Origin of the sequence: Serratia sp. PL17 (assembly GCF_017832355.1) — a bacterium.
Lineage (GTDB): Bacteria > Pseudomonadota > Gammaproteobacteria > Enterobacterales > Enterobacteriaceae > Serratia.
Window position 1 is genome coordinate 277,534 of record NZ_JAFIBY010000002.1, and the last position, 25,800, is coordinate 303,333.

General features: G+C 51.5%; 26 protein-coding genes and 1 pseudogene. 3 read left to right on the forward strand and 24 right to left on the reverse strand.

What is annotated here, in order from left to right; genetic code table 11:
• Position 1: 1 nt before the first annotated feature.
• The 12 genes from JOE25_RS10010 to JOE25_RS10065 form a co-directional block, all read right to left on the reverse strand.
• Positions 2 to 583, reverse strand: coding sequence for an N-acetylmuramidase (locus JOE25_RS10010; protein ID WP_209634652.1), 582 nt, complete (start codon positions 581 to 583; stop codon positions 2 to 4).
• A gap of 108 nt (positions 584 to 691) precedes the next feature.
• Positions 692 to 1,207, reverse strand: coding sequence for a hypothetical protein (locus tag JOE25_RS10015; RefSeq protein WP_209634654.1), 516 nt, complete (start codon positions 1,205 to 1,207; stop codon positions 692 to 694).
• A gap of 3 nt (positions 1,208 to 1,210) precedes the next feature.
• Positions 1,211 to 1,612, reverse strand: a complete 402-nt coding sequence (locus tag JOE25_RS10020; protein ID WP_209634656.1) for a Mor transcription activator family protein — start codon at positions 1,610 to 1,612, stop codon at positions 1,211 to 1,213.
• Positions 1,605 to 2,132: a hypothetical protein gene (locus JOE25_RS10025; RefSeq protein WP_209634659.1), complete on the reverse strand. Its 528-nt coding sequence runs from the start codon at positions 2,130 to 2,132 to the stop codon at positions 1,605 to 1,607. The genes JOE25_RS10020 and JOE25_RS10025 overlap by 8 nt, the downstream gene beginning before the upstream one ends.
• Positions 2,129 to 2,683 (reverse strand): regulatory protein GemA, encoded by a 555-nt coding sequence (locus tag JOE25_RS10030; RefSeq protein WP_209634662.1) that lies wholly within the window; start codon positions 2,681 to 2,683, stop codon positions 2,129 to 2,131. Before JOE25_RS10030 ends, JOE25_RS10025 begins: the two co-directional genes overlap by 4 nt.
• A 77-nt stretch (positions 2,684 to 2,760) precedes the next feature.
• The gene (locus JOE25_RS10035; protein ID WP_245209813.1) at positions 2,761 to 2,958 is read right to left on the reverse strand and encodes a hypothetical protein; all 198 of its coding nucleotides are present in this window, start codon (positions 2,956 to 2,958) and stop codon (positions 2,761 to 2,763) included.
• Between the two features lies 1 nt (position 2,959).
• A complete protein-coding gene (locus tag JOE25_RS10040) occupies positions 2,960 to 3,574 on the reverse strand; it encodes a DUF3164 family protein (protein WP_209634665.1) in 615 nt (204 codons plus the stop codon).
• Positions 3,575 to 3,581: 7 nt separating this feature from the next.
• The gene (locus tag JOE25_RS10045) at positions 3,582 to 3,776 is read right to left on the reverse strand and encodes a hypothetical protein (protein WP_209634667.1); all 195 of its coding nucleotides are present in this window, start codon (positions 3,774 to 3,776) and stop codon (positions 3,582 to 3,584) included.
• A 20-nt stretch (positions 3,777 to 3,796) separates the two neighbouring features.
• Positions 3,797 to 3,994 (reverse strand): hypothetical protein, encoded by a 198-nt coding sequence (locus JOE25_RS10050; RefSeq protein WP_142105760.1) that lies wholly within the window; start codon positions 3,992 to 3,994, stop codon positions 3,797 to 3,799.
• Entirely contained in the window at positions 3,991 to 4,947 is a 957-nt protein-coding gene (locus JOE25_RS10055; protein WP_209634669.1) for an AAA family ATPase, read from the reverse strand. Before JOE25_RS10055 ends, JOE25_RS10050 begins: the two co-directional genes overlap by 4 nt.
• A 12-nt stretch (positions 4,948 to 4,959) precedes the next feature.
• Positions 4,960 to 6,945 carry a transposase domain-containing protein gene (locus JOE25_RS10060; protein WP_245209814.1) on the reverse strand — a complete coding sequence of 662 codons (1,986 nt, stop codon included), beginning with the start codon at positions 6,943 to 6,945 and terminating at the stop codon, positions 4,960 to 4,962.
• A gap of 5 nt (positions 6,946 to 6,950) precedes the next feature.
• Complete coding sequence (locus JOE25_RS10065; protein ID WP_209635283.1) at positions 6,951 to 7,178, reverse strand: helix-turn-helix transcriptional regulator; 228 nt, start codon at positions 7,176 to 7,178, stop codon at positions 6,951 to 6,953.
• A 162-nt stretch (positions 7,179 to 7,340) separates the two neighbouring features.
• Here JOE25_RS10065 and JOE25_RS10070 point away from each other — a divergent pair, with 162 nt between their 5' ends.
• Positions 7,341 to 8,147: a S24 family peptidase gene (locus JOE25_RS10070; protein WP_209634671.1), complete on the forward strand. Its 807-nt coding sequence runs from the start codon at positions 7,341 to 7,343 to the stop codon at positions 8,145 to 8,147.
• Between the two features lie 160 nt (positions 8,148 to 8,307).
• Here JOE25_RS10070 and JOE25_RS10075 read toward each other — a convergent pair.
• The 5 genes and pseudogenes from JOE25_RS10075 to JOE25_RS10095 all read right to left on the reverse strand — a co-directional run bounded on the left by JOE25_RS10075 (position 8,308) and on the right by JOE25_RS10095 (position 14,344).
• Positions 8,308 to 9,953, reverse strand: a pseudogene (locus JOE25_RS10075) (hypothetical protein).
• Between the two features lie 39 nt (positions 9,954 to 9,992).
• A complete protein-coding gene (locus JOE25_RS10080; protein WP_209634674.1) occupies positions 9,993 to 11,444 on the reverse strand; it encodes a hypothetical protein in 1,452 nt (483 codons plus the stop codon).
• Positions 11,444 to 12,289, reverse strand: coding sequence for a hypothetical protein (locus JOE25_RS10085; protein WP_050946000.1), 846 nt, complete (start codon positions 12,287 to 12,289; stop codon positions 11,444 to 11,446). The genes JOE25_RS10080 and JOE25_RS10085 overlap by 1 nt, the downstream gene beginning before the upstream one ends.
• Before the next feature lie 3 nt (positions 12,290 to 12,292).
• Entirely contained in the window at positions 12,293 to 13,201 is a 909-nt protein-coding gene (locus JOE25_RS10090; protein WP_209634677.1) for a WYL domain-containing protein, read from the reverse strand.
• Between the two features lie 171 nt (positions 13,202 to 13,372).
• Entirely contained in the window at positions 13,373 to 14,344 is a 972-nt protein-coding gene (locus JOE25_RS10095; protein ID WP_209634679.1) for a phosphoethanolamine transferase, read from the reverse strand.
• 332 nt (positions 14,345 to 14,676) lie between these two features.
• Between JOE25_RS10095 and JOE25_RS10100 the strand changes: the two genes are divergently transcribed.
• The gene (locus JOE25_RS10100) at positions 14,677 to 15,312 is read left to right on the forward strand and encodes a carbonic anhydrase (protein WP_012005022.1); all 636 of its coding nucleotides are present in this window, start codon (positions 14,677 to 14,679) and stop codon (positions 15,310 to 15,312) included.
• A gap of 224 nt (positions 15,313 to 15,536) precedes the next feature.
• Here the strand turns inward: JOE25_RS10100 and JOE25_RS10105 are convergent, their stop codons facing one another.
• From JOE25_RS10105 to ascF, 4 genes are all read right to left on the reverse strand, one after another.
• On the reverse strand, positions 15,537 to 16,655 hold the full coding sequence (locus JOE25_RS10105; RefSeq protein ID WP_209634682.1) for an HNH endonuclease signature motif containing protein: 1,119 nt from the start codon (positions 16,653 to 16,655) through the stop codon (positions 15,537 to 15,539).
• A 254-nt stretch (positions 16,656 to 16,909) separates the two neighbouring features.
• The gene (locus JOE25_RS10110; RefSeq protein WP_245209815.1) at positions 16,910 to 17,242 is read right to left on the reverse strand and encodes a hypothetical protein; all 333 of its coding nucleotides are present in this window, start codon (positions 17,240 to 17,242) and stop codon (positions 16,910 to 16,912) included.
• Positions 17,243 to 17,587: 345 nt separating this feature from the next.
• Complete coding sequence (locus JOE25_RS10115) at positions 17,588 to 19,018, reverse strand: 6-phospho-beta-glucosidase (RefSeq protein ID WP_209634686.1); 1,431 nt, start codon at positions 19,016 to 19,018, stop codon at positions 17,588 to 17,590.
• 27 nt (positions 19,019 to 19,045) lie between these two features.
• A complete protein-coding gene (gene ascF, locus JOE25_RS10120) occupies positions 19,046 to 20,497 on the reverse strand; it encodes a PTS cellobiose/arbutin/salicin transporter subunit IIBC (protein WP_209634689.1) in 1,452 nt (483 codons plus the stop codon).
• A gap of 285 nt (positions 20,498 to 20,782) precedes the next feature.
• Here ascF and JOE25_RS10125 point away from each other — a divergent pair, with 285 nt between their 5' ends.
• On the forward strand, positions 20,783 to 21,805 hold the full coding sequence (locus JOE25_RS10125) for a LacI family DNA-binding transcriptional regulator (protein ID WP_209634691.1): 1,023 nt from the start codon (positions 20,783 to 20,785) through the stop codon (positions 21,803 to 21,805).
• 50 nt (positions 21,806 to 21,855) lie between these two features.
• On the opposite strand, the gene yjiA is transcribed toward JOE25_RS10125, so the two are convergent.
• From yjiA to JOE25_RS10140, 3 genes are all read right to left on the reverse strand, one after another.
• Positions 21,856 to 22,818 (reverse strand): GTPase, encoded by a 963-nt coding sequence (gene yjiA, locus JOE25_RS10130; RefSeq protein WP_209634694.1) that lies wholly within the window; start codon positions 22,816 to 22,818, stop codon positions 21,856 to 21,858.
• A 15-nt stretch (positions 22,819 to 22,833) separates the two neighbouring features.
• Complete coding sequence (locus JOE25_RS10135) at positions 22,834 to 23,037, reverse strand: YbdD/YjiX family protein (RefSeq protein ID WP_004953088.1); 204 nt, start codon at positions 23,035 to 23,037, stop codon at positions 22,834 to 22,836.
• A gap of 264 nt (positions 23,038 to 23,301) precedes the next feature.
• Complete coding sequence (locus tag JOE25_RS10140; RefSeq protein ID WP_209634696.1) at positions 23,302 to 25,482, reverse strand: carbon starvation CstA family protein; 2,181 nt, start codon at positions 25,480 to 25,482, stop codon at positions 23,302 to 23,304.
• Positions 25,483 to 25,800: the final 318 nt, after the last annotated feature.

Consider the following 25,800-nt stretch of genomic DNA (forward strand, 5'->3'; position numbering starts at 1 on the left):
ATTAACTCCGCGCCACGGAGACAGAACCGCCAACAACTTCCCAGGCGACATTGGTCACGCTGTCCAGGCGGTTGAACCAACCGTTAAGGTATTTAGCCTGGGAGGGATTGGCCTTGATGATGTCGGCGTAGTAGCGAGCACGGCGCAACAGATAGCGAGCGAGAAGCCATTCCGGATCAGCACTGATAACGGCGACGGTAGTCTTAGGGCCAACGATGCCATCCGCTGTAACACCCACCGCATCCTGTAACAAGGAAATGGCTTTTTTGACACCGTGCTGGACAGCAGAATCGAAGACCAGCAGCGAAATACCATCAGGCCAATCCGGGCAATAGGAGGGGTACCAATAGTCGCGGAAATAAATCTGACTGGCTTGTGTGAGGGTTAAATCTTTAATACGGGTATCAGGCTTACCGTCGCCATCGACATCGGTCATGCCATCAGCAATACCGTCACGCTTATCGGAAATACCGTATTTGGTTTCGCCGCCCTTGTCGGTGGGGTCATTGACATAACCGCCTTCTTTGCCAAGGACAAAAGCAATTGCGTGATTAAACGCTGGGGTGGGGATGAATTGGCTCACATTTGCACCTCTGGAAGTCTGACTGGATAACGTAATCAGTAGAATTCCATTGTGCGACAGGCATAAAAAAAGCCGGATTAACCGGCTTCATTGATACTTTACATCATATTATTTTTCTTTGATTGAGCAGGCGTAAGAACTTAGATTTGAACCCACTCTTCCCATCTGCACTTCGAATTTATATCCATCTATTATTTCAGTGTCACGATAAGTATTGTCAACAGGCTTCGAAGATGCAGCCCACTTAAAAGCATTCGCAACAATCTCAAAATCCTCTTTTTTGTCACGCGCAATAACACCCTTCACGAGCTTATAGCATAAGCCTAATGCGGAAACCCCTTCAAATGCCGGGTCGTTAATATCTGATATTGAAATCACCCCAGCCTGTCTCACACCGAGAAGCCATGAGCTTTTAAGAATATTGTCAGATGTGCTGGCGGTATATACCTGCACACCATCCACAACATTTCCCTTCTCCCAATCTCCCTTATCAAATACACCCATTTTATCAAATTGGGAGATTAACACTTCGTTGGATGGAAGATGCCTTTTCTCAGATTTAACGAAAAAAGATGCGACCCAAACCAAGAAAACTACACACAATAGATTACCAATAAGTTTCATACATTATTCCCTGTCAAATAAACTGTACTGATGTTTTTTCAATTCCAATCGTCTCATTCTCTTGATGGCTTTATACACCGTTTTATAGGTTACGTGGTAGCGATCAACCAGCTCAGGCACGTTAGCACCCGTGAAGTCACGCCAGATATGCATGTCACGAACAAGGTATTCTAACGCCTGACCTCGCGGAAAATATACCTGCATGCCGCCAATCTGTTTGCTAATGGCAACAACAAGCTCAAGCGAGTGACGCGGATCATAGCCCAACCTGACTAACTCTGTACGGAGCAGCACGTTAAGATCAGCCAAAAGCGCAGGGAAACGAGTACCTTCGCCTGCATCATCAAGATGACTGAGTAAGCTATCGTCTTGCGCATCATCAAATAAATCAAGGTTGTCACCCATTTTTACCCCCTTGAGTACGCTCAAGCCATTCCGGGCCACCAGGCAATTTAGAGACGTCCTGGCCCATACGCTGCATCTGAGCCAGGTAGTCATCACGGTTGCGGTCATGATCGGTTACACGACTGCTTTCATCCCGTTCACGGGCCGCGACATTGCTGGTCTGTGCAAATATCTGTTCGGATGTGCGGTACACCTCGAGCAGATAACGGTGATTGTTCAACGGTTTTTTGTCGCCGTTATGGCGTTTGGATCGGATGCGTTCGACGGTCTCACTCAATGCATGGGTCAGAACGCGGCTGGGGTGATGCTGCTCCAGCACTTCTTTAACCAGCTTTACCGCGCGAGAGTTAGACAGGTTCGATTTCTCCGCGCGAAAAAGGCCGATATACGCCACCATAGCCTTCGCTGCCGCGCCGGGCAGTTTGGTCAGAACAGCCAGCAATTCACGACCTGCGTCATCTTCCAGCAATGCGTCAAGATGCAGGTCGGAGTGACACACTGGACAACGGGCAATTTTCATAAGCTGTCCTCATAGGCATCAACAATAACGTCATATTCCCGTGACTCGAAACCCGTTCGCGGGTTTGCTGGATAAGGTTTATGCCGGGCCAGCATGGATTCCAGCATTAAGCGGATGTGCCACTGTTTAATGCACTCCAGCACCCGGAATGCCAACCAGCCATCAAGCCAGCCCACCTCATCAACACCTACGCCCTTATTGAGCTGGGAGGTCATGCGCTTCACATAGGCATTCAATGCCAGCTCGCTGTCGCTACCAACAAAACCATGGCGGAACATGACGAACCAGATGGCGCGAATTTTAGAAATTTCCTCAACACGTGGGTTGCCTTTTGAATTGGGTTTAACGCGTGGTGGAGTCTTCTTAAACGAGCGTTTAAACCCGCGTTGCTGCAATTCGGAATAAACGCTCACCAATTCGGCATGGGTCATTTTACTGCAACTGGTTTTCCCATTGGCAGTATTACCCAATAATACCCGATAGGTATCATCGTCCATTTTTAACTTGCCTTTGGCCACATGAATCAGCCTGATTAATTGCGGCTTATTCATAAAAACACCTCTCTATATCAGATTTTGGCGTAAGCGCGCCCCGGCGCGACTACGCCAATAAATTGCAAAGGTGATAGTTAAGCTGCGGTCAGCGCAGTAACTTTAACGAAATACGGAGCTTTATTAATTTCTACGACAGTGCCAGACTTTTTAAAGTCTCGCGCTGCCCCCAGGGTTTTCACCAAAATAAAACATATTTCCCTATCGGGTTGATAACGGAAAACCGTCCCAGCCTTATGCTCTCGATTAAATTCTTTGGCGCTGATTGGCTGCATATTAAACCCCCGCGATATCCAGGCTGATTTGCACATATTTGCCGTTGGGTTGGCGCTCGTAAATTCGCAGGTACTGACTGGTGCCCGTCACTTGGATGGAGTCGGCGATAGCATCCATCGCTTCCTGCCAGCGAGAATCATCAATATCAATCTGGCGCAGGCTCAGCACCTCGTTAACATCAATCCGGCCTTGCTTGTTGACACGAAAAGCATGGTCAACCAGTGCTTTCAGGTTGTCGCTCGCACCGTCAGACCACTTGATAACACACTCATCAATCAGCTTTTTCGCCGCCTGAATTCGCTCATCGAAAACGCGGTGGTCACCAACAGCGCGGAGGATTTTGAACTGACCATCAAAGCTCGGCAAGGTAACGTTACCCTTAGTGCCACCGTATTCCACACCGTACTCCTGTGAGGACAGGTCGATAAAATCGCCAATTTGCTGCATGGATGCAACTTTGAAGTCGGCCATGGCCTGACGCACGACTCTTGCAGCATCGACAATGCCCAAAACAACGTCGTCGCGCAGCTTATCGACCGGGCGGATCAAGTTTTCAGGTACCAGGTGGCCCTGGGCGTTTGTACGGTAACCGGTTTGTTCAATTTCTTTATTCATAATTACCTCAGTGAATACGTTTTAATTTTTTTCCGCCAAGTTTTTTAACCACGGCATCAACAAGTTTTCTTTGGCTTTCTGGAAAACCAGCCATGTAAGCATCCTGGAATTCTTTTGTATTCGTTCCCTGTGCATAGCTCACATCAATTTCTTGCTTAATTTGGCCAGCATCGGTAACAAAAAAAGATACTTTCATTTCCATAAACTTCTATTTAGTCATAATTATCTCCAGTAAATAACGCAGCCCTGAATTGTGGCGGCAGAAACAGAATGATAGTTGTGGGCCTTACGCTTCAGGTCAGCGTCTGGTGCCATCACTTCAACGATTGGCTGTGAGCGGTTGACGTTCACATGCTTGATCTCGACATTGCGGCGTTGCAGCCAGCCCAGTGCGTTTACCAACTTGGTCGGGTTAATCATACGGAGACTCCTTCCAGATCTTTAACAGCGGCGCGTATATGCTTTTCACTGAGTTTTTCATTGCTGCCATGGGCGAACATTGCCGCCAGGCGGAGCGTGTGGGAAATGGTACGCAATGCACCAGGTTTCTCGGCTAACGCGTGGATCAATTCCCGTTCAGGCTTATTATCCAACGCCCACGCATCGGCGATGGCTTCCACATCGGCCTTCTTGGTTTTCAGGATGGATACCTTTTTAGCTATACGACTGAAAAGACGCGCAAAGTCCATATTGCGGCTGTTACCACCCGTGAGTTTTCCATAAATCTGATGGTTACCCACTAACGCCAGACCCACACCGGTTTCTTCCTGCAAGATGCGCAATTCTTCCAGCACGGAATAATCCAGGTGGTCGGCTTCATCGACCAGCACTACACCGTTGGTACCACGCAGTTTACGGCGGATAGCACGGCCTAACTGGCCAGAACGGCGAGGTGCATCGCCAATACCCAATTCCAGCGCCAGCTCATACAGGCACTCGCTGAGACTGGAGCGGGACGGGGATACAGTAATCAGCCATACGTTGGGCCGGGTGGCGGCAAACTGCTGGAGCGCACGGGTTTTACCCACGCCAGAGTTGCCGTAAATCACGGCGATGCACTGCGCCAGTTGCGCGTATTGCAGCGCATCCCAGATTTGCTTCACGGTACGCGTAGGGATGAAGTCCGGCGCAACGGGCATTTCGGTGGTGCGACGACGACGGTTTTCCAGCCACACGCTTAAATTGGTAGCAACCTTGTTATTGTCGCCGCGATATTCGCCACTGATGAACTGTGATATCGCCCCTGGAGAGATACCCACTTCACGGGCAACGGATGCATACGTGATGTCCGAGTTTTCGACGGTAGAGCGAATAGCATTGCGGACTTCAATAATTCGTTCTTGCTGTTGTTCTAATTCAATTACATTGGTCATTATATTTCTCCATTAAATCTGTTTATTCTGAAATTCGTTATATAGGTGGCTGATTGCATTGCTAAAGGCGTCTTCGGTTTCGTCGTCTTCAATCTGTTCCTCCACAATCTGCCGCCGCATGGTGTTACCTACAGGGCGCAGGATTTCGACCACCCTGGATTCTGGCGGGGCTGGCGGTACGGTTTCTGGCATAAGCTCGGCGGCTTCCAGCGCTGACATGCGCTTGGCGGCTGCGGCAGCTTCTTTGGTGCGTTTAACAAACTGGGTACGGTTGCGATTGTGCTCACGAGCCGCCTGGGTATCGCCAAAGCCGGTTTTCTCTATACAGGTTGCCTCGCAGATAAAACGACCATCCAGCGTGTAACACAGGACGCTCTGATGTAGGTTCTGCGGGTCGAAACGCACTACAACCTTATTCGGCTTGACGCCCAACAGGCGCTCGCTGAAGTAACGGTTTTTGCGGGCCTGAACCTTACCGCCAGCGTCCATCACAAAGGTGCCTGACTCGCTGATGCGAACCGCTTCGGCTGGTAACAGCAGCAAACGACGTTGTTCTGGTGTCGCCTTGCGAATAGTGGCTTGCTGGTAGCTTTCCTCGAACGCCTGATCAAACGACAGAATGCCCCGGCACATCTCGGTATTACGGTTAGGCTGACGGTTCCAAAACGCGATCCCCTCGGCCAATACCTTCAGAAAGTCCTCTGCATCAATCACCCGGTCACCGTAATTGTCCGGCTTATCCATCGGGCTGGGGCCTGTGTGAGCACCGGCCAGCGCCGGGTGTTTATCGACGGTTTCACCGAGACCACCGTGAGAGAAGGCGCGTTCTACCGGCTTCGCCTGCCCATGGCCGCGCCCAAACAACACGCTTGTCCAATGCAGATCGATACCCAGCAAAGGAATAATCCCTTTCGGGTCGTCCTCTTTGATTTTAAAGCGGTAACGGTTAGGAACGCCGCCCGTAGTCCATTTGTTCGCTGCTGCCATCGTGTTATCGATTGTCAGTTTGCGAGGGATACCAAAACGCTCAATCATGTCGGAAAGGGACAAACGTATTGAGTCGCTGTTCTCGCTGACGTCGGTACGCCATGCCAGGATTTTTCGGGTTTTAACATCCTGCCAAATCCAGGTCTTAGGGCGGATCACTTCACCATTGAACCAGCGCACGAATACGTTGTGTTGATAGCCATCACCGTTCACCCACTCCATGGCCGTCAAGTCGGCAACGGTACGCTCTTGGGAAGGGAACAGACGCATGGCGGCATGTTCCCCTTCGCGCAGCAGTACGCGCTGCTCAACAGGAACCTCGCGTTCCAGCTTGCGACGGATGGAAGACAGGCTTGGGATAGCCCATGCACGAGCCTGGGCAGTCTCAACCAAGCGCCCATAGGCTGTGCGCAATGCCGGGCGCTCAGGGCGCAGGAAATCAGCCAGGAAGAAATCCCAAGCCTCCTGATCACAATCAGCTTCTTTCTTACGGCGGGTTTCAATACTTTTGCCGTATTGGCCCAGCAGTGCCACCATCCAGTCTTCACGGGCAAACTTACGGGCGGTGTAGTACCAGCGCCGTACAGATGCAACGGAGGTATCGTGAGTCTCGGCCACGGCATCAAACGCGGTAACTACATCAATGCCGGTATCAACCAGTGCGGCAACGGCCTGAATTGCTTCGGTCTTTTTCTGGGCAGCCAACCGCTGCTTTTCAGTCGCAGACTCCCAATGGTGCCAAAGGACTTCACGGCAGTATGAATCCTGTTTATCCCTCTTAATTTCATAAGACTTATTGCCAATTTTTATAATGCCGGTTTGCTTCATTACCGCGGCACGGGTATGAGTAGGGAGGCAGCTAAAATGATATTCCAATGCCTTTGAGCCTTCGCGCTTTCTGCTCAGCTCCGGTTTGGCCTGCACCAAGCGTTCCAATGTGTCTCTTGCTCTTCTCGGCGTTGATGGCATACCAGTCATGCCAGCCAATTCGTTAGCACTAAACCATTCCATTGCTATCACCCCATATTCACTTTGCTGAGATAACGACTTGGCCAGATAAGTGCGGGAACAACGCCGATGGCTTCTGCAATCAATCTTTCCCCCTTCGGCCATGGACGATCTAACGCATTATTGAGTGTTCTGGAGTTTAATCCTGCGTCCCTTGAGACTCTTGCCAAAGAAGTACCGCGTTTTCTTAACGCCGCGATGATGTCAGCTCGATGCCAATCACTTCCATCGGACACACTTTTCTGCGATGCTAGCGAGTTAATCACTGTAATAACTCCATATGTTAATACCTAGTAATAAGACGATAGAGACAAAAAGGACGCAAGTCAACATTAATACGTCCGTTTCGTCTCTTTTGTTTATTAAGTATTCACCCCTTACGTGACAAGGCTCAAGCTATGAAAGAGACAGAGAACAAAGAAAAGGACGTAACGTCCCTTTCTGGCGGCGAGAAAAGGACGCCAGAGGTAGAGCTTAGCGAAAAATTGCGGGCACCTTGGGTTAGTGCTCAGGATGTCGCTGGCCTGCCTGACGTTCCAACAACGGCCAGACGGGCGCGAGACCTTTTAGAAAAAGCCACTATGGATAGGCCTTTGTTAAAGCGGAAAAGGAAAGGGACGAAAGCGACGGAGTATCATGCATCTACGTTACCTATAGCCGCTATACGTGAACTATTACGCCTACAGACTGAAAGCAAAGGTGAGCTAGCTCATGAGCCTTCAAGCTCTGAGAATGCGCCGAATGCCAGTAGCAATGAATATACGTTCACCGATTTCCTGGATGAGTTCGCCTTAATACCAGGTTATAGAGTTCAGGTTTCTGCTGGTCATGGTACTGTTGGAGATACAGGAACTGAGCCTTGTCGCCATTTAGCGTTTCGACGCAAGTGGATGAGATACAGAGGTTTTAAGGAAGGTGAGCTAGTTGTTGTTTGGGCTAAAGGTGATTCGATGGAACCGACGATCAGCAATAACAATACACTACTGATCAATACAGCTAAAACCAGACCTACTGACGGTAATATTTATGTTATTCGTCAAGAGGATATGCTGTGGGTCAAAAGAATTCAGGTTCTACTTGATGGCTCATGGTTACTGATTAGCGACAACTCATCATATAAGCCCCTAGAAATCAAACCTGATTCGATGCATAACCTCCAAGTTATCGGACAAGTCGTGAACATTGCAAAGGACATTGGTGACTGATTTAAACACCTTTTAAACGAACTTATGCAGGTCTTCGCCTTTATCAAATTAAGTGGTCAACTAATTCGATCTGCATTTGTTTTCTCATTTTTGTTCTTGCTGTTTTTTTTGCTCTAACAGCGCGACTCACTTCCGCAATTCCTTGAGCCATATGGGTTTGCTATCCCACTTGTTCCCGAAAATTTCCGCCAATTCCCTTATTTCCCTTTATCATTCTTACTGACCCATAACAATGGCCCTGACGCACCAGTTTTGTCGCTTCAACAGGATCGTTAACCCCTGGCACTTTGCCATCGCGAATTTTGTTCTGCATAGTTTCAAGTGCTTTTGCATACTGGTCTTTAGGCACTTCAAGCTGCATCGGTGTGCCGTTACTGTCATAGTAACGATACTGACCATTCTGCCCATCAAAACCCGCCCCTACGCTGCGCGCTGCAGTCGCACAATACTTTGTTTGGATCTCAGTACCATTAACCAGCCTATCTGCTCCATTTTTTGCATTGTCGTCACCGAGAATATGTGAGTCTTTCAGACGTGCTTTGTCGACCAGATGATTTCCTCGTTCAGCTGCAAAACCATGTCCTTGTCCACCCGTAGCAAACATTTTTTCATTGGTATTCCAGACTTCTGGCAACGTCATGAGTATCAGGCCATTCATCGCTGCGCTGGAAATAAACTCAGCCTGTGGTCTCTCATGGATTTCCAGACATAGTTTTTCAGTTTCCCGACAGACATCAGAGCAATACCATTCATGGTTTACGTGCTCAGTACCATTCACACTTCTAATATCACTCAAACCGCATGATGTGCAGGTACAAAGTTCATCTACATAGTGGAATGAGACAAATTTTCGTCCGTCTGAAAACGAATAATAACTCCCACAATCGAGATAACGATTCAGGAGATCATCGTTTGCAGCGGAAGGTAAATTTAGTCGATTGGCGAAAAGGCTTTTCAGCTCATCGGAAGAGTGAGTTAGCTTGCTGTTTAATCGTTCATTGAATTCAGCCATTTTTGTTTCATACCAGGCATCATTCAATAACCAGTTTTCGCCCGCCAATTCTTGTTCACGCGTATCGCCCTGCAAAATATATTGCGAGACCAGCTTCAGATAAATACTTTCGATTAATTCTGCTGAGAGGTTACTTCCTTGTTTTAGCTCTGCCAGCCATCCTCGGCTATTGATTGCTTTTTGTTCCTTCAATCCTTCGTTGATAGCAATCGCTAATTTCTTGAGTTCCTGAATCTGATTTGCCGCATAGAACTGCGTCAGCAAGGCTGCTATCCAGTAAAGCAAACCAGCCCACCACATTAGCGAAGATGAGATATTGTATTGCCATGCGATAAATGGAGTTGCAGCAGAACAGGTCATCAAAAAATAAGAAGTATAGAAACAGCAATAATACTCATTAATTTTCCTGGCAATGTCGGCTGATGTAAGCCCATTTCTCAGAATTGCTCTGGTTTGCACGGGCAGCGCTAGCAGGCCTCCAGCAAATGCGGCAGTTAAAATGAACTTCATTGAGTCAAAGGTATGGGCTTCATAGGCGATATGTTTGCCGTCAAGCCCCCACATAAAGCTAATGATCATGCCAGAAATGACCAGTGGAACACCCAACGACCAGCGTAGGCGAAGCGCAAAGATATGTGCTCCACAATATAACCTGCTAATAGCGGTGGTCCTGCTACAATCAGTACCCCTAGACCTAATACCACACCCAGAATATTGAGCGATGCCCGAAATAACGTTTTAATAATAACAAACCCTATAACCAGAAGAATTAATACACCAATTATCTGTAGCATTATTATTTTTATCCTTTTTTTAACCGTTTCATCCCGGCATCACGCCATCATAAAGGCGTCCAAATCATCCGCATTTTTAATGATTTTGTTTTTCTCTACTCCATAGGCCTGAGCAAGTGTAATGCTCGCCTCGAGTAATTTACGGTTATTTTCAACATTGAAAGCTGCTGCTGTCAGTTCACCTAATGCCGTGAATTCGGACAAGATGCGCTTGAGTGCCTGCCGCTCAATGTCATTCAAGCGAAGAGTAAAATGGTCCATTCTGGCTTGCAGAGCCTGGCGGGCTTTGCTGTCCAAATTTTTGGCTACGGTGACCATGAACTTCCCGGAGATAGAGCCAATCACTGCTCCCAGCACAGGAACAGGGATTAACGCTTGGCCTGCAATGGCCATTGCACCAACAATGGCGGACTCGGCACAAACAATGAGCCCGAGCTCGGTAAACTCATCAAGATCTATTTCACCCTGCTGGTAAGATAAGGCAAGGCTTCCAACCCCCTTGGCGGCGGTGACAAGTGCGCTGGCGAATGGTGCTCCCATCGAGGCATAGTTGGTAAGGGTATAAATCGCTCCAGCGGATACACCTCCAATGGCTGCACCTTTTAGCGTATCCAGCCCCACGTCCTGCCAGTCTTGTGTATCGAACTCACCACAAAAAATATTTTTACCGTCACGGTACTTGCGGTATATCCCCGTTCCGAGAGCAAAAGCGCCCCCGAAAGCTGCCCCCATAACTGTCGCCCGCATCGCTTCGTTCAGCGAAGGCTGGTGATCCTCGATAATTTCAGCTTTTTTAGTCTCGTTCTGCTTACCTAATTCCTGATCATGCTTATCAAGTGTTTCGTCGATTTTCCCCCATTGAACGTCTTTGTAATCGGAAACACCTGGGCGCACGACATCGGCAAATGGTCGCCCCGTCGCGCTTTCAATATCGGCAACTTTATCCTTAATAGCCTGTAATGTTTTTTCGCTCAATCCCTCTACCGGCTTCCCGTCAATGACGTCCTGGATGGTCTGCCAGGTATCTTTCGGGATATGGTAAAACGGCTCACCCTTTGTGAAGTCGGGATAGGTTTCCATGTGCTTCAGGACATGCGTTAGATTGTTATTAATGCCGTTTATAAATTTTGACTGTACTTCAATACCATCAATCTTGTAGTCCGCAGGGGCGGTGCGACCCACCCCGTTAAATGTTGCACCTAAAGCCGACTCATCAACCAATCCTTTATCGATCGCCTGGCGTGCATTGCGCACGCCCACCTCAAGTTGTTCAGCAATCTCACCGTGCTTGGTACTCATCGAACCCAGAATGTTATTAGGTGACGCAATAAAATCACGCACCTTCTGCATCTGTTCGCCAGCGAAAGAAAAGGCGCTATCCTGCTGCGCCAACTTAAGCCATTCATCTTTGATGCGGGCCTGATTGAGGGCATCAACCGCACTGCCGATAACCTGATCGCCGACCGCATCATGACTATTTAAACTGTTCATTACTGGATTTTCTTGTTGATCAATTTTGATAACGCATTGATATGGTTAATCAACGCCCCTAGCTGATCTTTCTGATGCGCATTGAACTGGCTATAGTCTCGCGGCGCGGTCTTTTCCAGTGCATCGACGATGCTTTCAGTGCCATGATAATGCTCTGACGTTAACACCTTCAGTTCCTGAGCTCCGCGTTCCATCACTCTCAATTCGCTGGTTTTGGCGCGAACCTGACGATCTTCGCGCTGAGCTTCGTCAATGATTTTTCCATTCTTACGACGAGCCAGTAAGGTGCCACCTGCAATGCCTACTGCGCCAATTCCCCAACCGACTGGACCTGCTAACGCCAGCAATGCGCCTCCTGCAGACATGCCTCCACCACCCGCTGCAAGCGCACCACCACCAAGCCATGCCAGTGCAGCATTCGTTGCCGCCGCGCCGCTTAAAGTTGCAATGGCTGTCCCGGTCGAGGCCGTACCAAAAGTCGTAGCAATGGCCAGTGCTGCCGTAGGGGCAAATGCTGCGACTCCCGCTCCGACAGCAACCCCTGCGGCAGCGGTCCCTTTACCAACGTGTGATGTTCGGTATTCTTCTTCCAGTTTTTCGACGACGTTATCGAACTCAGCAATTTCCGCTTTCAGTTCGCTCCAGGATTTATCAAATTCTTTGGGTTTATTCGCCAGTCGGTTTACAAAGCTTTCACCACGAGTAATCAAATTTTTACTGCACTTTTGGCGCAGCAAAAAGAGCGCAGTGATCTCCTCCTGAGTATCTTTTGCCTGTGCTTCATATTGGTTAGTTGCTCGGGTGAGACTGGCTAATGCTTCTTTTCTTTCTGAACCGCGTAGCATGATTTACTCCTGTTGCATGTCGTCAAAAATAGCCATGCCGTATTTTGTTTCCATTTCAGCCATCTGTTGATTGAGCTTCTGCTGAAAACGATGTTGCAGGCTAATAGGGGAAATAATAATGAGATTGGGTAACCAGTATCGTAATAGAGGGAAGAGCTGGTTTTCGTGCGCCATTTCGGTTTGCACAATCAAATCACCGTTTGATTCTTGTCGTATTAATTTCTGCGCAGGTAATAAGTTGCGGCGCTGAAAGTAGTAGCTAACCTCGGCTGCGATTTTGACGTGTACCGTCTGCTTATTCAGAGAAAACCAGACATCATCTTCTTCAGCAAAGTACTGAGTTATATACAGCTCTGGCGTAAAATGTACGGGAGTAAGATTCAGCCAGCGAATTTTACTGAGCTGATAACCCTTCACATTTCCTCTATCCACAGCACCGAGATACCAGACACCTTTTATGTTAATGAGCTTATAAGGGGCAACGGTACGGAGTTTGTCTTTATAGTGAAATTCGCAAATGTTGTTTTCGCGAATCGCTTTATCAAACAGACTAAAGTTATTCTCAAGTACTCTCTGAGCCTCAGGATCACTCGGTAGAGAACGGATACTTAACGACGTTAAATCAGGCTGGGAGAAGAGTTTTTTTGCGGGAAATAACGCTTCCATACCTAAAATACGGACGAGGTTTTGTAGTTCTTTTAGTGATTGAGGTTTGGCATAAGCAGGTGCCAGTCTGTAAATACCATCGCCATTATGGATAATACGATCGCCCAAACGGTTAAGATCCCGATACAAGGTGCGTTCGCTGATTTTGAATTCGTTCATCAACTTTTGGCGAGACACAAAACCGTATTGATAAAGTTCTGAGATAATGACGGTTATTCTCTGTACCATGACTTCATGCCCGCTCATAAGTCTTCCCTTGATAGCTTTTCCCTGATGGTAATCTTACTTACTGACAGGTTATGTCAGTAAGTGACAGAAAAATGGAGAGCCTCCTCTTTCTATATTGGCACAAAAACAGTTTTTCTTAAAAATTTCATGCATCAATGTTGCACCCGATGCAACCCGGTAAACATGAGACTAATTGCTCTCTGCGGACAATCCATCATAATTGACAAATTGTCCTTTAAAATTAATGACCTGATTGGAAGGTGTGTAGTCCACATCGGAGAGCGACTCATCGCAACGGGCAATCGACGGGTCGCTAATTTTCATCCATTCTGAAAATGTTTCCAGAAAACGTAAGCCGCTGTGTTGTACCGGGATGATAACTCTTTCTGTTTGATTTCTGTCGACGGTGAAAAATGGCACGTCGTAATTCTCGCGGGTTTTATCTCCGTGCGTTAAGTAAGCATTTGCCTTGTCTTTGTTGATGTATGACAGTCCGTGATCCGAAAAATACATCATGGACCAGTCGCCGCCGTGATGCTCTGCCATGTCATGGATCTGTCCCAGCAGCTTGTCAGTCATAGCGATGGATTTGATATAGCATGATATTTCTTTGGCACCCGCATCGATATCATACTGATCTCGTGTTCTCATACAGGCCTGCGGATGTGACCCCATCAGGTGCAGTACGATGAATTTTTTTCCATCGCCCTGTTTCAGTGCGGTTTTAAGTTGCGGCAACAACTGATCATCCGGGGAATACGTCCTGTCATCAGAGCTGGCTGATTTAGTAAAATAAGGATGGTCTGCAGTTTCTCCTATTAATGCCACGGGTGAGTCAAAATGACCTTTCCTGCCCTGATTTGAAATCCACCAGGTTTCAAATCCGGCGCGTGAAGCGAGCGTAACGATATTGTTATTCAGTTCGGTCACATTGCCCTGACTACGGGCCGGTGTGTTGGTCAGGGAAAGCATGGTAGACGGCCCGGCAGAGATATAATGGGTAAACAGCGTGGCTGGGGTATTATCAAGCCATGGCGTGTTGAGATACTTTCCCCCGAAGGCATGCAGATAATCGCGGCGTACGCTTTCCCCGATAACCAGAATGTAGGTTTTATGCTGACCCTGTAAAGAGACTGGCTTCCAGACACTGCCCGTGGTCATGATTCTGGCGAAGTACTGATTGTTGTCACGTACTACTAGGTAAGACGTATAGATGTCATGAACAAAGCGTACCTCGGGTAATCCACTGCTGAGCAGCCGTCCCTGTCTGAGTGGGGACCAGAACGCAGAAGCAACGAAGAATATCACCAGAAAACTGTAGATGCTCCGCGTGACGGAGGCGTTTTTCCATCAACGGATTGCCGGATCTCGTCATTGCCACTTTTGCAGGCCGTTGTGCAGTTGCTTCTTGTTCATTTCCGCCAAAGAGATGCTGGACTAACCGGGAGTGATGATTATCATGTTATCGATACTACCGATCCAGAGAGCGTGTTATGCAACATATCATTGAAGGTTTCCTCAGCTTCCAGAAAGAGATTTTCCCTCAGCGTAAGGAACTCTTCCGCAGCCTTGCCTCCAGCCAGAACCCTAAAGCGCTTTTTATTTCGTGTTCTGACAGCCGCCTGGTGCCCGAGCTTGTGACTCAGCAAGATCCGGGGCAGCTTTTCGTTATCCGTAACGCAGGCAACATCGTTCCTTCCTTTGGCCCGGAACCGGGCGGGGTGTCGGCGACCATCGAATACGCGGTAGTGGCACTGGGCGTCACGGATATCGTGATTTGCGGGCACTCGAACTGCGGCGCCATGAAGGCGATAGCCTCTTGTCAGTGCCTTGACCCGATGCCTGCTGTAGCCCACTGGCTGCACTACGCGGACGCGGCCAAAGCGGTGGTAGAGAAGAAAACCTGGGATAACGAAATCGACAAAGTTAATGCTATGGTCGAAGAGAACGTCATCGCCCAGCTAAATAACATTAAGACTCACCCGTCCGTTGCCGTGGGCCTGCGCAACAACGGCCTGCGCTTGCACGGCTGGGTTTACGACATCGAAAGTGGCGAGATCCGCACGCTGGATAAAAATACGAAGAATTTCGTGTCACTGGCGGATAACCCCGCCGTTCATTTCGAATAACGTGATACCTGGTCTTGGCTATGAAATTGAATCCACGCTTCGGCGTGGATTTTTTATGGGGTAGTTACTTGCTCCCCGTTGATTAGCACACCTCGATCTTAATAATGTTTTCATTAGCAAAGCGCGGGCAGAGGATGATGTGGGGAACAGATGATCCTTTTCTAGACCCCTCTCTTTAAACACCATCCTCGAACACTTCTACTCAAATAGTTTTTAAACAATGGCTATTTAAAATTCGCTTCTTTCAGCTCCAACTTCACCATTAAAGTCTGGTTCAGCGCTTTTCCATCAGCACCACTGTGGATCCGGCGGTGGCAGGTAGGGCAGATGGCGCCAACCCACTGCGGGTGATCGGGGCCTTCATCGGCGAGGCGTTTTGTGTGGTGAGGTTCTAGATAAGGATCGCCATTCTTTTTCTGGAACGGTGCGGGTTGCTCGCAGGATTCACAGATGCCATTGGCGCGTTGAAGTACGTATTTTTTCACGTCTTCGCTGCGTTCGAACCAAGATTGTTTGCTATCGCTCTCTTTGCGCCGGCTCGTCATCATGGATGATTTTATGGCCTTGGCGCGTAGCTGCTCGAGCGTTTCTTTCTTTTGGTCTACTTCTGATGTAGTGGTGTCATTGTCTACGTCTTGAGCAGAAGATACTCGGAATAAATTAAAAACTATCCCTTGCCTCATGTTTTTTTCGGTATCTAGACATTGGGTGTAATTCCATGAATCGCACTCAAACAATCCAATAAATTTTACGCCCGTACGTTTTTTATTATATTCAAATAAAAGTATATCCCTACCATTATCTTTATGGTCTCGGATATGTTTATTACCGTTGGTAAACGCCATGTCACCTTTCTGCCCCTCTCCCGTGTAGGAGAAGTGGTCGTCGTTAGACCATCCGTCTTTGTACCCATGCGTTTCGCCAGCCTCGCCGGTGAAAATGAAGATCACGGGGAATTCTTTAGGTGTCGATATTCCGCCTTGCTCTTGCCCGCCGTAGAGGTCGTGGAGGTCTTTACGTTTGTAAAGTTCACCTTTCTCTAATTTCTCCAGAGGATGCGGTGTTTCAATTACCTCGAAGCCAAGTTTTTTAAATGCTTGGATGACCGTTTCTAGATTAACACTGAATTTTACTTTATCTGATGGTTCACCAATTTGGAGAATATAAGCTGCGGTGGCTATCCCATTAATGTCGTACAGGGATTTATTATAACGGACCTTGTGTGTTCTTATTTTTTCAATTTTATTTTTCTTAAGGAAATCATCATAACCTTGGTTGTTATATTCTTCGATAGCTTTTAAAACAGCCTCTTTCGAAGATAACATTGCGATCTTTATAGCCAAAACATTCCCCTCATTGCAGAACGGATTCTGATCAATGCGTTTGCGTACTGCCAGCGGCCATGCATCGTTATCCAGCAGTTAACTCATCGATTTATCGAATGCGTTAACTATGCCAGGCCGTGGGGAAAATGCCTACCTTCGTGAATGTGTTTATCGTGATGTGTCAGTCAGATCTATGAGATTTATCGGAGTGATAAGAACGGTACAAAACTAATACCGTTCTTATTATTTGTTTTGGCTTTTATTTTAACTTATCAGCTCTGGCACTCCATCTCGCGCAGTGCACGGCCATAGAGGTTGCACAATGCCGGTACTAAGTGAGCCGTTGCGTTGAGGTAGTGATTTAGCTGTTCCCACTGGGTGTCGTCGGGCTGCGGGTTCTTTTGCATGAGGTCGCCTAACAGCATCAGGCCGTGGCAGAGCCCTTCGGCCTGTTCGGCGGAGAGGGCGGCAAGGTCTAAGAGTTGTGTTGCGTCTAAGGTGCTGAGATCGAGCTGATTGAACAATTCGCGATAGAGGGTAAGGGTGCTTGGCGCTGTTTCAGATGTGTTCGTTGAGGAGGTGTTTTCCATATCGGTCATTTCCATTGGGGGGAGAAATACCGCTACCAGAAGAGACGCTAAACTCGGGGTGGTAGCTCGAGCGGTGTTAGCGTAACCGGCCCCAACGGATCCCGGCCTTCCCGGAGGAAGCACCACCCGAGCCACCATTGTTTGGGTGCGCATCGGCATGCCCGAATTTATACCATATTCGAACAGGGTTGGGGGATTCGGAACGCTAACTCCGGCTGCGGATTGTGCCGCAGCCGGGAGACTATAGCGCTGACAAAAAGGCGAAAAAATAGCCTGTACAGAATTACAGGGGCTTACTACTCAATCTGGAATGCGGCTCGCAACAATCGCCATTAGCGGCCCTTGCCGCCGCCAAATCCATCACCCCAAATCCGCCCCATTACTGGCAATCACCTTCTTGTACCACCAGAATGATTTCTTCCGAGTCCGCGCAAGGGTGCCGTTGCCGCTGTCGTCGCGATCGACGTAAACAAAGCCGTAGCGCTTGCTCATTTCCCCGGTCGATGCCGCCACCAGATCAATGCAGCCCCAGGTGGTGTAGCCGATCACCGGCACGCCGTCGGCGATGGCGTCGGCCATGGCGCGGATATGTTCCCGCAGGTAGCTGATGCGGTAATCGTCCTCAATCTCGCCTGCGGCATTGAACTCGTCGTGGGCGCCCAGGCCGTTTTCCACCAGGAACAGCGGCTTTTGGTAACGGTCGTACATCATGTTCATGGTGATGCGCAAACCCAGCGGGTCGATGCCCCAGCCCCAGTCGCTGCGCGGAATATGCGGGTTGGTCAGGGATTTCACCACGTTGGCGGCGCTGCTGTTGTTGTCGTTCATGTCGGCAGACGCGCAGCGCGAGGCGTAATAGCTGAAGGAGACAAAATCGACGGTGTTCTTCAGGATCTCGGCGTCGCCTTCCTCCATTACGATGCTCACGCCTTTCTCGCGGAACACCCGGGCAGAGTAAGCAGGGTAGGCACCGCGGGCCTGCACGTCGATAAAGAACAGGTTCTCACGGTCTTTCTCCAGCGCGGCCCACACGTCTTCCGGCTTGCTGGACCAGGGGTAGAAGTTGCCACCGGCCAGCATGCAGCCCACCTGGTTGGCGGGGTTCACCTCATGCGCGATGCGGGTCGCCAGCGCGCTGGCCACCAGTTCGTGGTGTATGGCCTGGTATTTTACTTGCTCGGGGTTCTCACCTGCTTCAAACACCAATCCTGCGCCGGAGAACGGGCTGTGCAGTACAATGTTGATCTCGTTGAAGGTGAGCCAATACTTCACTAGCCCGTCGAAGGCTTCAAAGCAGGTGCGGGCATAACGGGTGAAAAATTCCACCATCTTGCGGTTGCGCCAGGAGCCGTATTCGGTCACCAGGTGCATCGGCACGTCGAAATGGCACAGGGTCACCAGCGGCTCGATGCCGTATTTACGGCACTCTTCGAACAGGCTGCGGTAGAAGGCGATGCCTTCCGGGTTAGGCGTCAGCTCATCGCCGTTCGGGTAAATCCGGCTCCAGGCGATGGAGGTGCGGAACACGGTGAAGCCCATCTCCGCCATCAGCGCAATGTCGTCGCGGTAGCGATGGTAAAAATCAATGGCGTCGTGGCTGGGATAAAACTCGTCTTCGCGCAGGCTAAAGCGCTTCTCCAGGCCCAGCTTCACCGGCATGCGGTTGGGGCCATGCGGGATCATGTCAACCGTGGTCAGCCCTTTGCCGCCCTCGCGATAACCCCCCTCCGACTGGTTGGCGGCCAGGGCGCCGCCCCATAAAAACCCTTGCGGGAATGTTGAATCAGACATGAAATCCTCTATAACTTAAATAGTGTTCTATTGGGTATTCGCGGCGTTAACGGGATTCGTCGCGGGGGCCGGGGGCGCGGTTTGGGTTGCTTCGCTTTCCGGGATGTCTTCGAAGCCCAAAAGCAGCGTGAGCACGAACGACAGCACCACGGCCAGCACCATCACGCCGCCGACCCAGACAATGCTCATCGGGTTCGTCGGGTCGAAGAACTGCACGCTGGTGAACAGGCCGGGCGACGCCATCGAATGGCTGGCGAGCCCGCCGATACCGGCGACGGCACCGCAGACAAAGCCGCTGATCAGGCTGGCGATCAGCGGGCGTTTAAGCCGCACCGCCACGCCGTACAGCGCCGGTTCGGAAATGCCCGCCACAATGGCGGAGGCGGCCGCGGCCAAGGCGGTCTGGCGCAGTTCGCGGTTCTTGGTTTTGAACGCCACCGCTAGCGAAGAACCGCCGAGCGACAGGTTGGCGCCAATCTCTGACGGCATCACCATGCCCTCTTTGCCGGTTTCGGCGATGGTCTGAATAATGGTCGGGGTGAAGACGCGGTGCATGCCGGTCATCACCAGCAGCGGCCAGATCGCCCCCATAATGGCGACGGAAAGCCAGCCCAAATAGCCATGTACGGTGTACACCAGCGCCGAAATACCGCTGCCGATCCAGATGCCGAGCGGGCCAATCAACACAATCGCGATCGGCGCGGCGATCAGCACAATCAGCATCGGCTTAAGGAAGTTTTTGGTCACCGCCGGGGTGATGCGGTCTACCCAGCGCTCGATATACGACAAAATCCAGGTCATCACCAGCGCGGGGATCACCGTGTAGGTGTATTTCACCGCCGTCACCGGAATGTAAGCGAACTCCACCGCCTGGCCCTGCGCCGCCTTGGCCATCAGGTCGATAAAATTAGGGTGCAACAGCACACCGGCAATGGCGATCGCCAGCGACATGTTGGTTTTGAATTTAAGGGCAGCAGAGGCCGCCACCATCACCGGCAGGAAGAAGAACGCCCCATCGCCAATCACGTTCAGTATCACCAGCGTCGACGAGCCTTTGTCGAACACCCCGGCCATATCCAGCATCATTGCCAGCAGTTTCACCATCGAACCGCCGATAATGGCGGGGATCAACGGCGACATGGTGCCCACCAGCGCGTCGAGAATGCCGGCGCCGATGCCTTTCAGGGTAATTTTGCGCTTTGCCGGCACGGCGGCGGGGGCGTTGCCCGGCAGGCCGAGCGCCAACACCGCTTGATAGGCTTTTGACACCTCGTTACCGATGATCACCTGGCACTGCTCGCCGCTGTGCACCACGCCCATCACGCCGCTAATCGCTTTGAGCTTTGGCGTGTCGATCAGCGCCTTGTCTTTCACCACGAATCGCAAGCGGGTCATGCAGTGCGTAACGGCGTCGATGTTGCTGAGACCGCCCAACGCATTCACGATGGCGGGTGAGATCTCTGCGTAGTTCTTCGGCATAAGGTTGTCGTCTCTTCAGATATGAATTCGGATTGCCCAAAGGCTCACTTTTACTGCCTGGGCGATCCGCCGTTCCATCTCAATGAAACGCCCATAAGAAACCGGTTTCACAAAATCATGCTGATCTGTTTTTGATCTGGCAAGAATTATGATTTTTGGGTTTTTCGTTTCGTGAACCTGGTCACTTTAAGGCCGAAGGGGACGGCAGCGGCAGGCGTGAAAAGATTTCAAACGGGGGGCGTCTTGGGTAGACTGCGCTGAACCCTGGATTTTGACGGCGCAGAGATGGCAACAATACTTGAGGTGGCTAAAAGGGCGGGCGTGTCGAAAGCGACGGTGTCCCGCGTGCTGTCCGGCAGCGGCTATGTCGGCCCGGAAAAGCGCGAACAGGTAGAGAAAGCCATTGCCGAGACCGGCTATCGGCCCAACCTGCTGGCGCGCAATCTCGCCACCAAAACCACCCAGACCATCGGGCTGGTGGTCACCAACACGCTGTACAGCGGCAACTACTTCAGCGAGCTGATGTTTCAGTCGGCGCGCATCATGGAAGAGCACGGCCGCCAACTGATCCTGGCGGACGGCAAGCACACCGCCGAAGAGGAAAAGGCCGCCATTCAATTCCTGCTGGATCTGCGCTGTGACGGCGTGATCATCTACCCGCGCTTTCTGTCGATTGCGGAGATGGACGCGATCATTTCCCAGCATAAACAGCCGATTCTGGTCATCAATCGCCGGTTAAGGCTGAACGACAGCTACTGCATTTTCAGCGATCAGCACGCCACCAGTGCGACGGCGGTCAGTCACCTGATCGAACAGGGGCATCGCGATATTGCCTTTATCACCGGTTCGCTGGATTCACCCACCGGGCTGGAGCGGCTTTCCGGCTATAAAGCCGCGTTGGCGGAGCAGGGTATCGCGGTCGATAGCGCTCTGATTGTCGAAGGCAAGTGGAATGCGCAAAGCGGCATGGCGGCGGTCGATGCGCTGCTGGCTAGCGGCTACACGTTCAGCGCCATTGTTGCCAGCAACGACGAGATGGCCATCGGCGCCATCAAGCGGCTGACAGAGTGCCAAATCCCGGTGCCGTCCGCCGTGTCGGTGATAGGTTTTGATGACATCCCGCTGGCGCCTTATACCATTCCCTCGCTCTCCAGCATGAAAATGCCAGTGACCGACATGATCAAGGAAACCATCAACCGCCTGGTGTCGATGCTGGACGGCGGCGAGCTGAGCAAGCGCCCGGCCTTCCCGGCGAGCCTGATCCTGCGGGATTCGGTAGCGGCGGGGCCGTATTTTCAGAAGGGGTAAGGGGCAGAAATGGGCTGCGCGGGCAAAGGCGCAGCCTGATGAACTTAAGGTTATGCCAGGTCGGCAAACCGCTGGCGGATCGTCTCCTCCGGCAAATCCACACCGATAAACACCAGGGTGCTGCGGCGCTCTTCCTCTGGCAGCCACTCGCGATCCCAGTCGGCGTTATACAGCCGTTGCACGCCCTGGAACAGCAGGCGGCGCGGTTCGTCCTTGATCGACAAAATCCCCTTATAACGCAGCAGGCTGTCGGCGTATTCCAGCAGCAGGCCCTCCATCACTTCGGATATCTGCATCAGCTCCAGCGGCTGGTCGTGATACACCACGATCGACTGAATGTTGTTTTGCGCCTGCGGAATGCGGCGGAACAGTGGGGCAGGTGGCGTCAGGTTCAGCTTGTCGTTCAGCACAAAGCCTTCGATGTCGAACAGCACGCTTAGGTCGATATCGCCGTGCGTCACTTTATACACCGGTGCGCGGGCATTCATCTGCTGTAGGCGTTGTATCAGCGCTTCGCAGTCCGGTGCCACGTCGGTTTTGGTCAGCAGAATGCGGTCGGCGTAGCCTACCTGTGCCTGCGCGATGCTGAACTGGCTGAGTTGTTGATCGGCGTGTGCGGCGTCCACCAGGGTGATGATGCCGTCCAGCAGGAAGCGTTCGCAGAGGATCTCGTGCGAGAAAAAGGTCTGGGTGATCGGGCCGGGATCGGCCATGCCGGTGCATTCGATGATCAGTCGGTCGAACGCCAGTTGGCCGCTGTCTACGCCGTCCAGCAAGTCGAGCAGTGCGTCTGCCAGCTCGTTGGATTTGCTGCAGCAGATGCAGCCGTTGCTCAGGGTAGTGATGCGGCTGGCGCGGTCGCCAATCAGCGCGTTGTCGATCGGCACTTCGCCGAATTCGTTTTCAATCACCGCAATCTTGTAGCCGTGTTCGGCGTTGAGAATATGGCGGAGCAGGGTGGTTTTACCGGCACCCAAAAAGCCGGTCAGAATGGTGACTGCGATGGGTTTCATTGCGGATCCTTTTAACTAACAACAGCGCATACCGCCTTTACCGTCCCCACCGTAGCGGGCCTGCTGGCGTTCGCGGAAAAACTCTTTATAGGTCATCACCGGTTTGTCCGGGTGGTTGTCTTTCATATGCTGGACGTAGGTATCGTAGTCAGGCACGCCGACCAACATGCGCGCCGCCTGCCCGAGATATTTACCCGCCTGGCCGAGATTACCGAACATAAACCTTCTCCCAAAAATTACCCTGCATACCCTTCGTCTTTCGAACCGCAGCGGTGTTGGCTTCATTCACGAACCCCAGTCACTTACTTGAGTAAGCTCCTGGGGATTAATGAGCCTCATCCCTGAGGCTCACCCTTTGGGCCAGCGCAAACGCTGTTCAAATCGGTTCCCTACCGATTTGTCGCTCATTTGCCGCCTTGCTGCGGCTCGAAATCCATTGGCTACTACTTAACTTTCATTATGCAGGGTATCCGTTAAATCACATCAGTGCTGCGGTGAAACTTTGACGTCCCCCTCAGTTACGCCGCTGGAAGGCGCTTCTTCAGGCACCGGCACGTACGGTGTTTCCTGGTCGCTGCGGTTCGGGTTTTTGTGCGCCGCCATGGCGGTTTTCACCCCGTAGAAGATGATGCTGTACACCACCAGCAGGAACAGAATGCTCAGCCCGGCGTTGGTGTAGTTGTTCACCACGATATGGTTCATGTTTGCCACCTGCTGGGCGGTCAGCTCGGCACCGCCTTCGGCGATTTTGCGCTTGTACTCACCGGCCTGGAAGAAGAAACCTTCCAGCTGCGGGTTGTCGCTGAACAGCTTCAGGCCCAGCGCGTAGGTGGTACAAATCAGCAGCCACACCGCCGGTAGCACGGTGACCCAAATGTATTGGGTGCGCTTCATCTTAATCAATACTACGGTGCCCAGCACCAAGGCGACGGCAGCCAACATCTGGTTGGAGATGCCGAACAGCGGCCACAGGCTCTTCACGCCGCCGAGCGGATCGACCACCCCTTGATACAGCAGGTAACCCCACAGGCCGACGCAGCCCGCGGTGCCGACAATCCCGGCCACCAGTGAGTCGGTTTTTTTCAGGAATGGCGCAAAGTTGCCCAGCAAGTCCTGCAGCATAAAGCGGCCGGAACGGGTACCTGCGTCCAGTGCGGTCAGGATGAACAGCGCTTCAAACAGAATACCGAAGTGGTACCAGAAGCCCATGTTGGCACCAGGGATGATCTGGTGGAACACGTGGGCGATACCTACTGCCAGCGTTGGCGCGCCACCGGCGCGGTTCAGTATGGAAGGTTCGCCAATGTCTTTGGCGGTCTGCAGGATCTGTTCCGGGCTGATGACAAAGCCCCAGGAACTGACGGTCGCTGCCGCATGGGCACTCACATCACGCAGTGACGCCATGATCATCGGCGCATCTTCGGTCCCCAAACGGTGCAGGTCTGGCATGGTGATGCCCAGTGCTGCCGGTGGGGTGTTCATGGCGAAGTACAGGCCAGGTTCGATGATGGAAGCGGCAACCAGTGCCATGATGGCAACGAAGGATTCCATCAGCATCGCGCCGTAACCGATAAAGCGTGCGTCTTTCTCATTGGCCAACAGCTTTGGCGTGGTGCCGGAGGCGATCAGCGCATGGAAGCCGGACACGGCGCCACAGGCGATGGTAATGAACAGGAACGGGAACACCGAGCCTTTCCACACCGGGCCAGTGCCGTCGATAAACTGGGTTACCGCCGGCATTTTCAGCTCAGGGTTGAGGATCACGATGCCAATCGCCAGCCCGACGATCACGCCAATTTTCAGGAAGGTCGCCAGATAGTCGCGCGGTGCCAGGATCAGCCATACCGGCAGCAGGGCGGAAACGAACGCATAACCAATCAGCGTAAAGGTGATGGTGGTGTCTTTAAAGGTCAGCGCCGGGCCCCAGTACGGGTCATGGGCGATGACGCCGCCGAACCAGATGGATGCCACCAGCAGCACGATACCAATGACCGACACTTCACCCACCCGACCCGGGCGCAGGAAGCGCATATAAACACCCATAAACAGGGCAATTGGCACGGTGGCGCAGACGGTGAATACGCCCCATGGGCTTTCCGCCAGCGCTTTCACCACGATCAGGGCCAGCACCGCCAGGATGATGATCATAATCAGGAAGCAGCCAAACAGCGCGATGGTGCCCGGCACCGGGCCCATTTCCTTTTTGATGATCTCGCCGAGCGATGCGCCGTTGCGGCGTGAGGAGATGAACAGCACCATAAAGTCCTGCACCGCCCCCGCCAGCACCACGCCACCCAGCAGCCACAGCGTGCCGGGCAGGTAGCCGACCTGCGCAGCGAGCACCGGGCCGACCAGCGGGCCGGCACCGGCAATGGCGGCGAAGTGGTGGCCGAACAGCACGTTCTTGTTGGTCGGGACGTAGTTCAGGCCGTCGTTGTTGACCACGGCCGGCGTCGCACGGAAGGCGTCCAGCTTCATCACCTTGGTGGCGATGTACAGGCTGTAATAACGGTATGCCACCAGATACACCGCCACCGAAGCGACGATGATCCACAAGGCGCTGATGTGTTCACCGCGGCGCAGTGCCACTACGCCCAGGCAGGACGCGCCGAGTATCCCCAGCAGCATCCAGGGTATGTGTTTTAAAATCCCCTCTCGGTTCATTGAGATGTCCTTAGTTAAAATCTGCAAAAAAATGAGTGAGTTAATCCGCTTATAAGATGTTTCAGGCATGCGGCCTGGGTGCGGATAACGGTCGGGTATGAACTCTAAATAATTCGAGTGGCATCGAGGCGGCAAGGGAGTGAGGCCCGATGAGCTTACATAAGTAAGTGATACGGGTGAGCAATCGTAGCCAACAATGATGCAACTTGAAGTATGACGAGTTTAGGAACAGCTCATCATTGCGGGTTGGGGCTGGGGAAGACATGCGAATTTCAGTCAGCGGTGCTATAGGGGCAGTAAGCGGTCAAAAAACAGGGG

Excerpts from the sequence above, each read along its gene's own strand:
- JOE25_RS10015 (WP_209634654.1), bottom strand. The coding sequence starts at position 1,207 with ATGAAACTTATTGGTAATCTATTGTGTGTAGTTTTCTTGGTTTGGGTC.
- JOE25_RS10020 (WP_209634656.1), bottom strand. The coding sequence starts at position 1,612 with ATGGGTGACAACCTTGATTTATTTGATGATGCGCAAGACGATAGCTTA.
- JOE25_RS10025 (WP_209634659.1), bottom strand. The coding sequence starts at position 2,132 with ATGAAAATTGCCCGTTGTCCAGTGTGTCACTCCGACCTGCATCTTGAC.
- JOE25_RS10030 (WP_209634662.1), bottom strand. The coding sequence starts at position 2,683 with ATGAATAAGCCGCAATTAATCAGGCTGATTCATGTGGCCAAAGGCAAG.
- JOE25_RS10035 (WP_245209813.1), bottom strand. The coding sequence starts at position 2,958 with ATGCAGCCAATCAGCGCCAAAGAATTTAATCGAGAGCATAAGGCTGGG.
- JOE25_RS10040 (WP_209634665.1), bottom strand. The coding sequence starts at position 3,574 with ATGAATAAAGAAATTGAACAAACCGGTTACCGTACAAACGCCCAGGGC.
- JOE25_RS10045 (WP_209634667.1), bottom strand. The coding sequence starts at position 3,776 with ATGGAAATGAAAGTATCTTTTTTTGTTACCGATGCTGGCCAAATTAAG.
- JOE25_RS10050 (WP_142105760.1), bottom strand. The coding sequence starts at position 3,994 with ATGATTAACCCGACCAAGTTGGTAAACGCACTGGGCTGGCTGCAACGC.
- JOE25_RS10055 (WP_209634669.1), bottom strand. The coding sequence starts at position 4,947 with ATGACCAATGTAATTGAATTAGAACAACAGCAAGAACGAATTATTGAA.
- JOE25_RS10060 (WP_245209814.1), bottom strand. The coding sequence starts at position 6,945 with ATGGAATGGTTTAGTGCTAACGAATTGGCTGGCATGACTGGTATGCCA.
- JOE25_RS10070 (WP_209634671.1), top strand. The coding sequence starts at position 7,341 with ATGAAAGAGACAGAGAACAAAGAAAAGGACGTAACGTCCCTTTCTGGC.
- JOE25_RS10080 (WP_209634674.1), bottom strand. The coding sequence starts at position 11,444 with ATGAACAGTTTAAATAGTCATGATGCGGTCGGCGATCAGGTTATCGGC.
- JOE25_RS10085 (WP_050946000.1), bottom strand. The coding sequence starts at position 12,289 with ATGCTACGCGGTTCAGAAAGAAAAGAAGCATTAGCCAGTCTCACCCGA.
- JOE25_RS10090 (WP_209634677.1), bottom strand. The coding sequence starts at position 13,201 with ATGAGCGGGCATGAAGTCATGGTACAGAGAATAACCGTCATTATCTCA.
- JOE25_RS10095 (WP_209634679.1), bottom strand. The coding sequence starts at position 14,344 with ATGACCACGGGCAGTGTCTGGAAGCCAGTCTCTTTACAGGGTCAGCAT.
- JOE25_RS10100 (WP_012005022.1), top strand. The coding sequence starts at position 14,677 with ATGCAACATATCATTGAAGGTTTCCTCAGCTTCCAGAAAGAGATTTTC.
- JOE25_RS10110 (WP_245209815.1), bottom strand. The coding sequence starts at position 17,242 with ATGGAAATGACCGATATGGAAAACACCTCCTCAACGAACACATCTGAA.
- JOE25_RS10115 (WP_209634686.1), bottom strand. The coding sequence starts at position 19,018 with ATGTCTGATTCAACATTCCCGCAAGGGTTTTTATGGGGCGGCGCCCTG.
- ascF (WP_209634689.1), bottom strand. The coding sequence starts at position 20,497 with ATGCCGAAGAACTACGCAGAGATCTCACCCGCCATCGTGAATGCGTTG.
- JOE25_RS10125 (WP_209634691.1), top strand. The coding sequence starts at position 20,783 with ATGGCAACAATACTTGAGGTGGCTAAAAGGGCGGGCGTGTCGAAAGCG.
- yjiA (WP_209634694.1), bottom strand. The coding sequence starts at position 22,818 with ATGAAACCCATCGCAGTCACCATTCTGACCGGCTTTTTGGGTGCCGGT.
- JOE25_RS10135 (WP_004953088.1), bottom strand. The coding sequence starts at position 23,037 with ATGTTCGGTAATCTCGGCCAGGCGGGTAAATATCTCGGGCAGGCGGCG.
- JOE25_RS10140 (WP_209634696.1), bottom strand. The coding sequence starts at position 25,482 with ATGAACCGAGAGGGGATTTTAAAACACATACCCTGGATGCTGCTGGGG.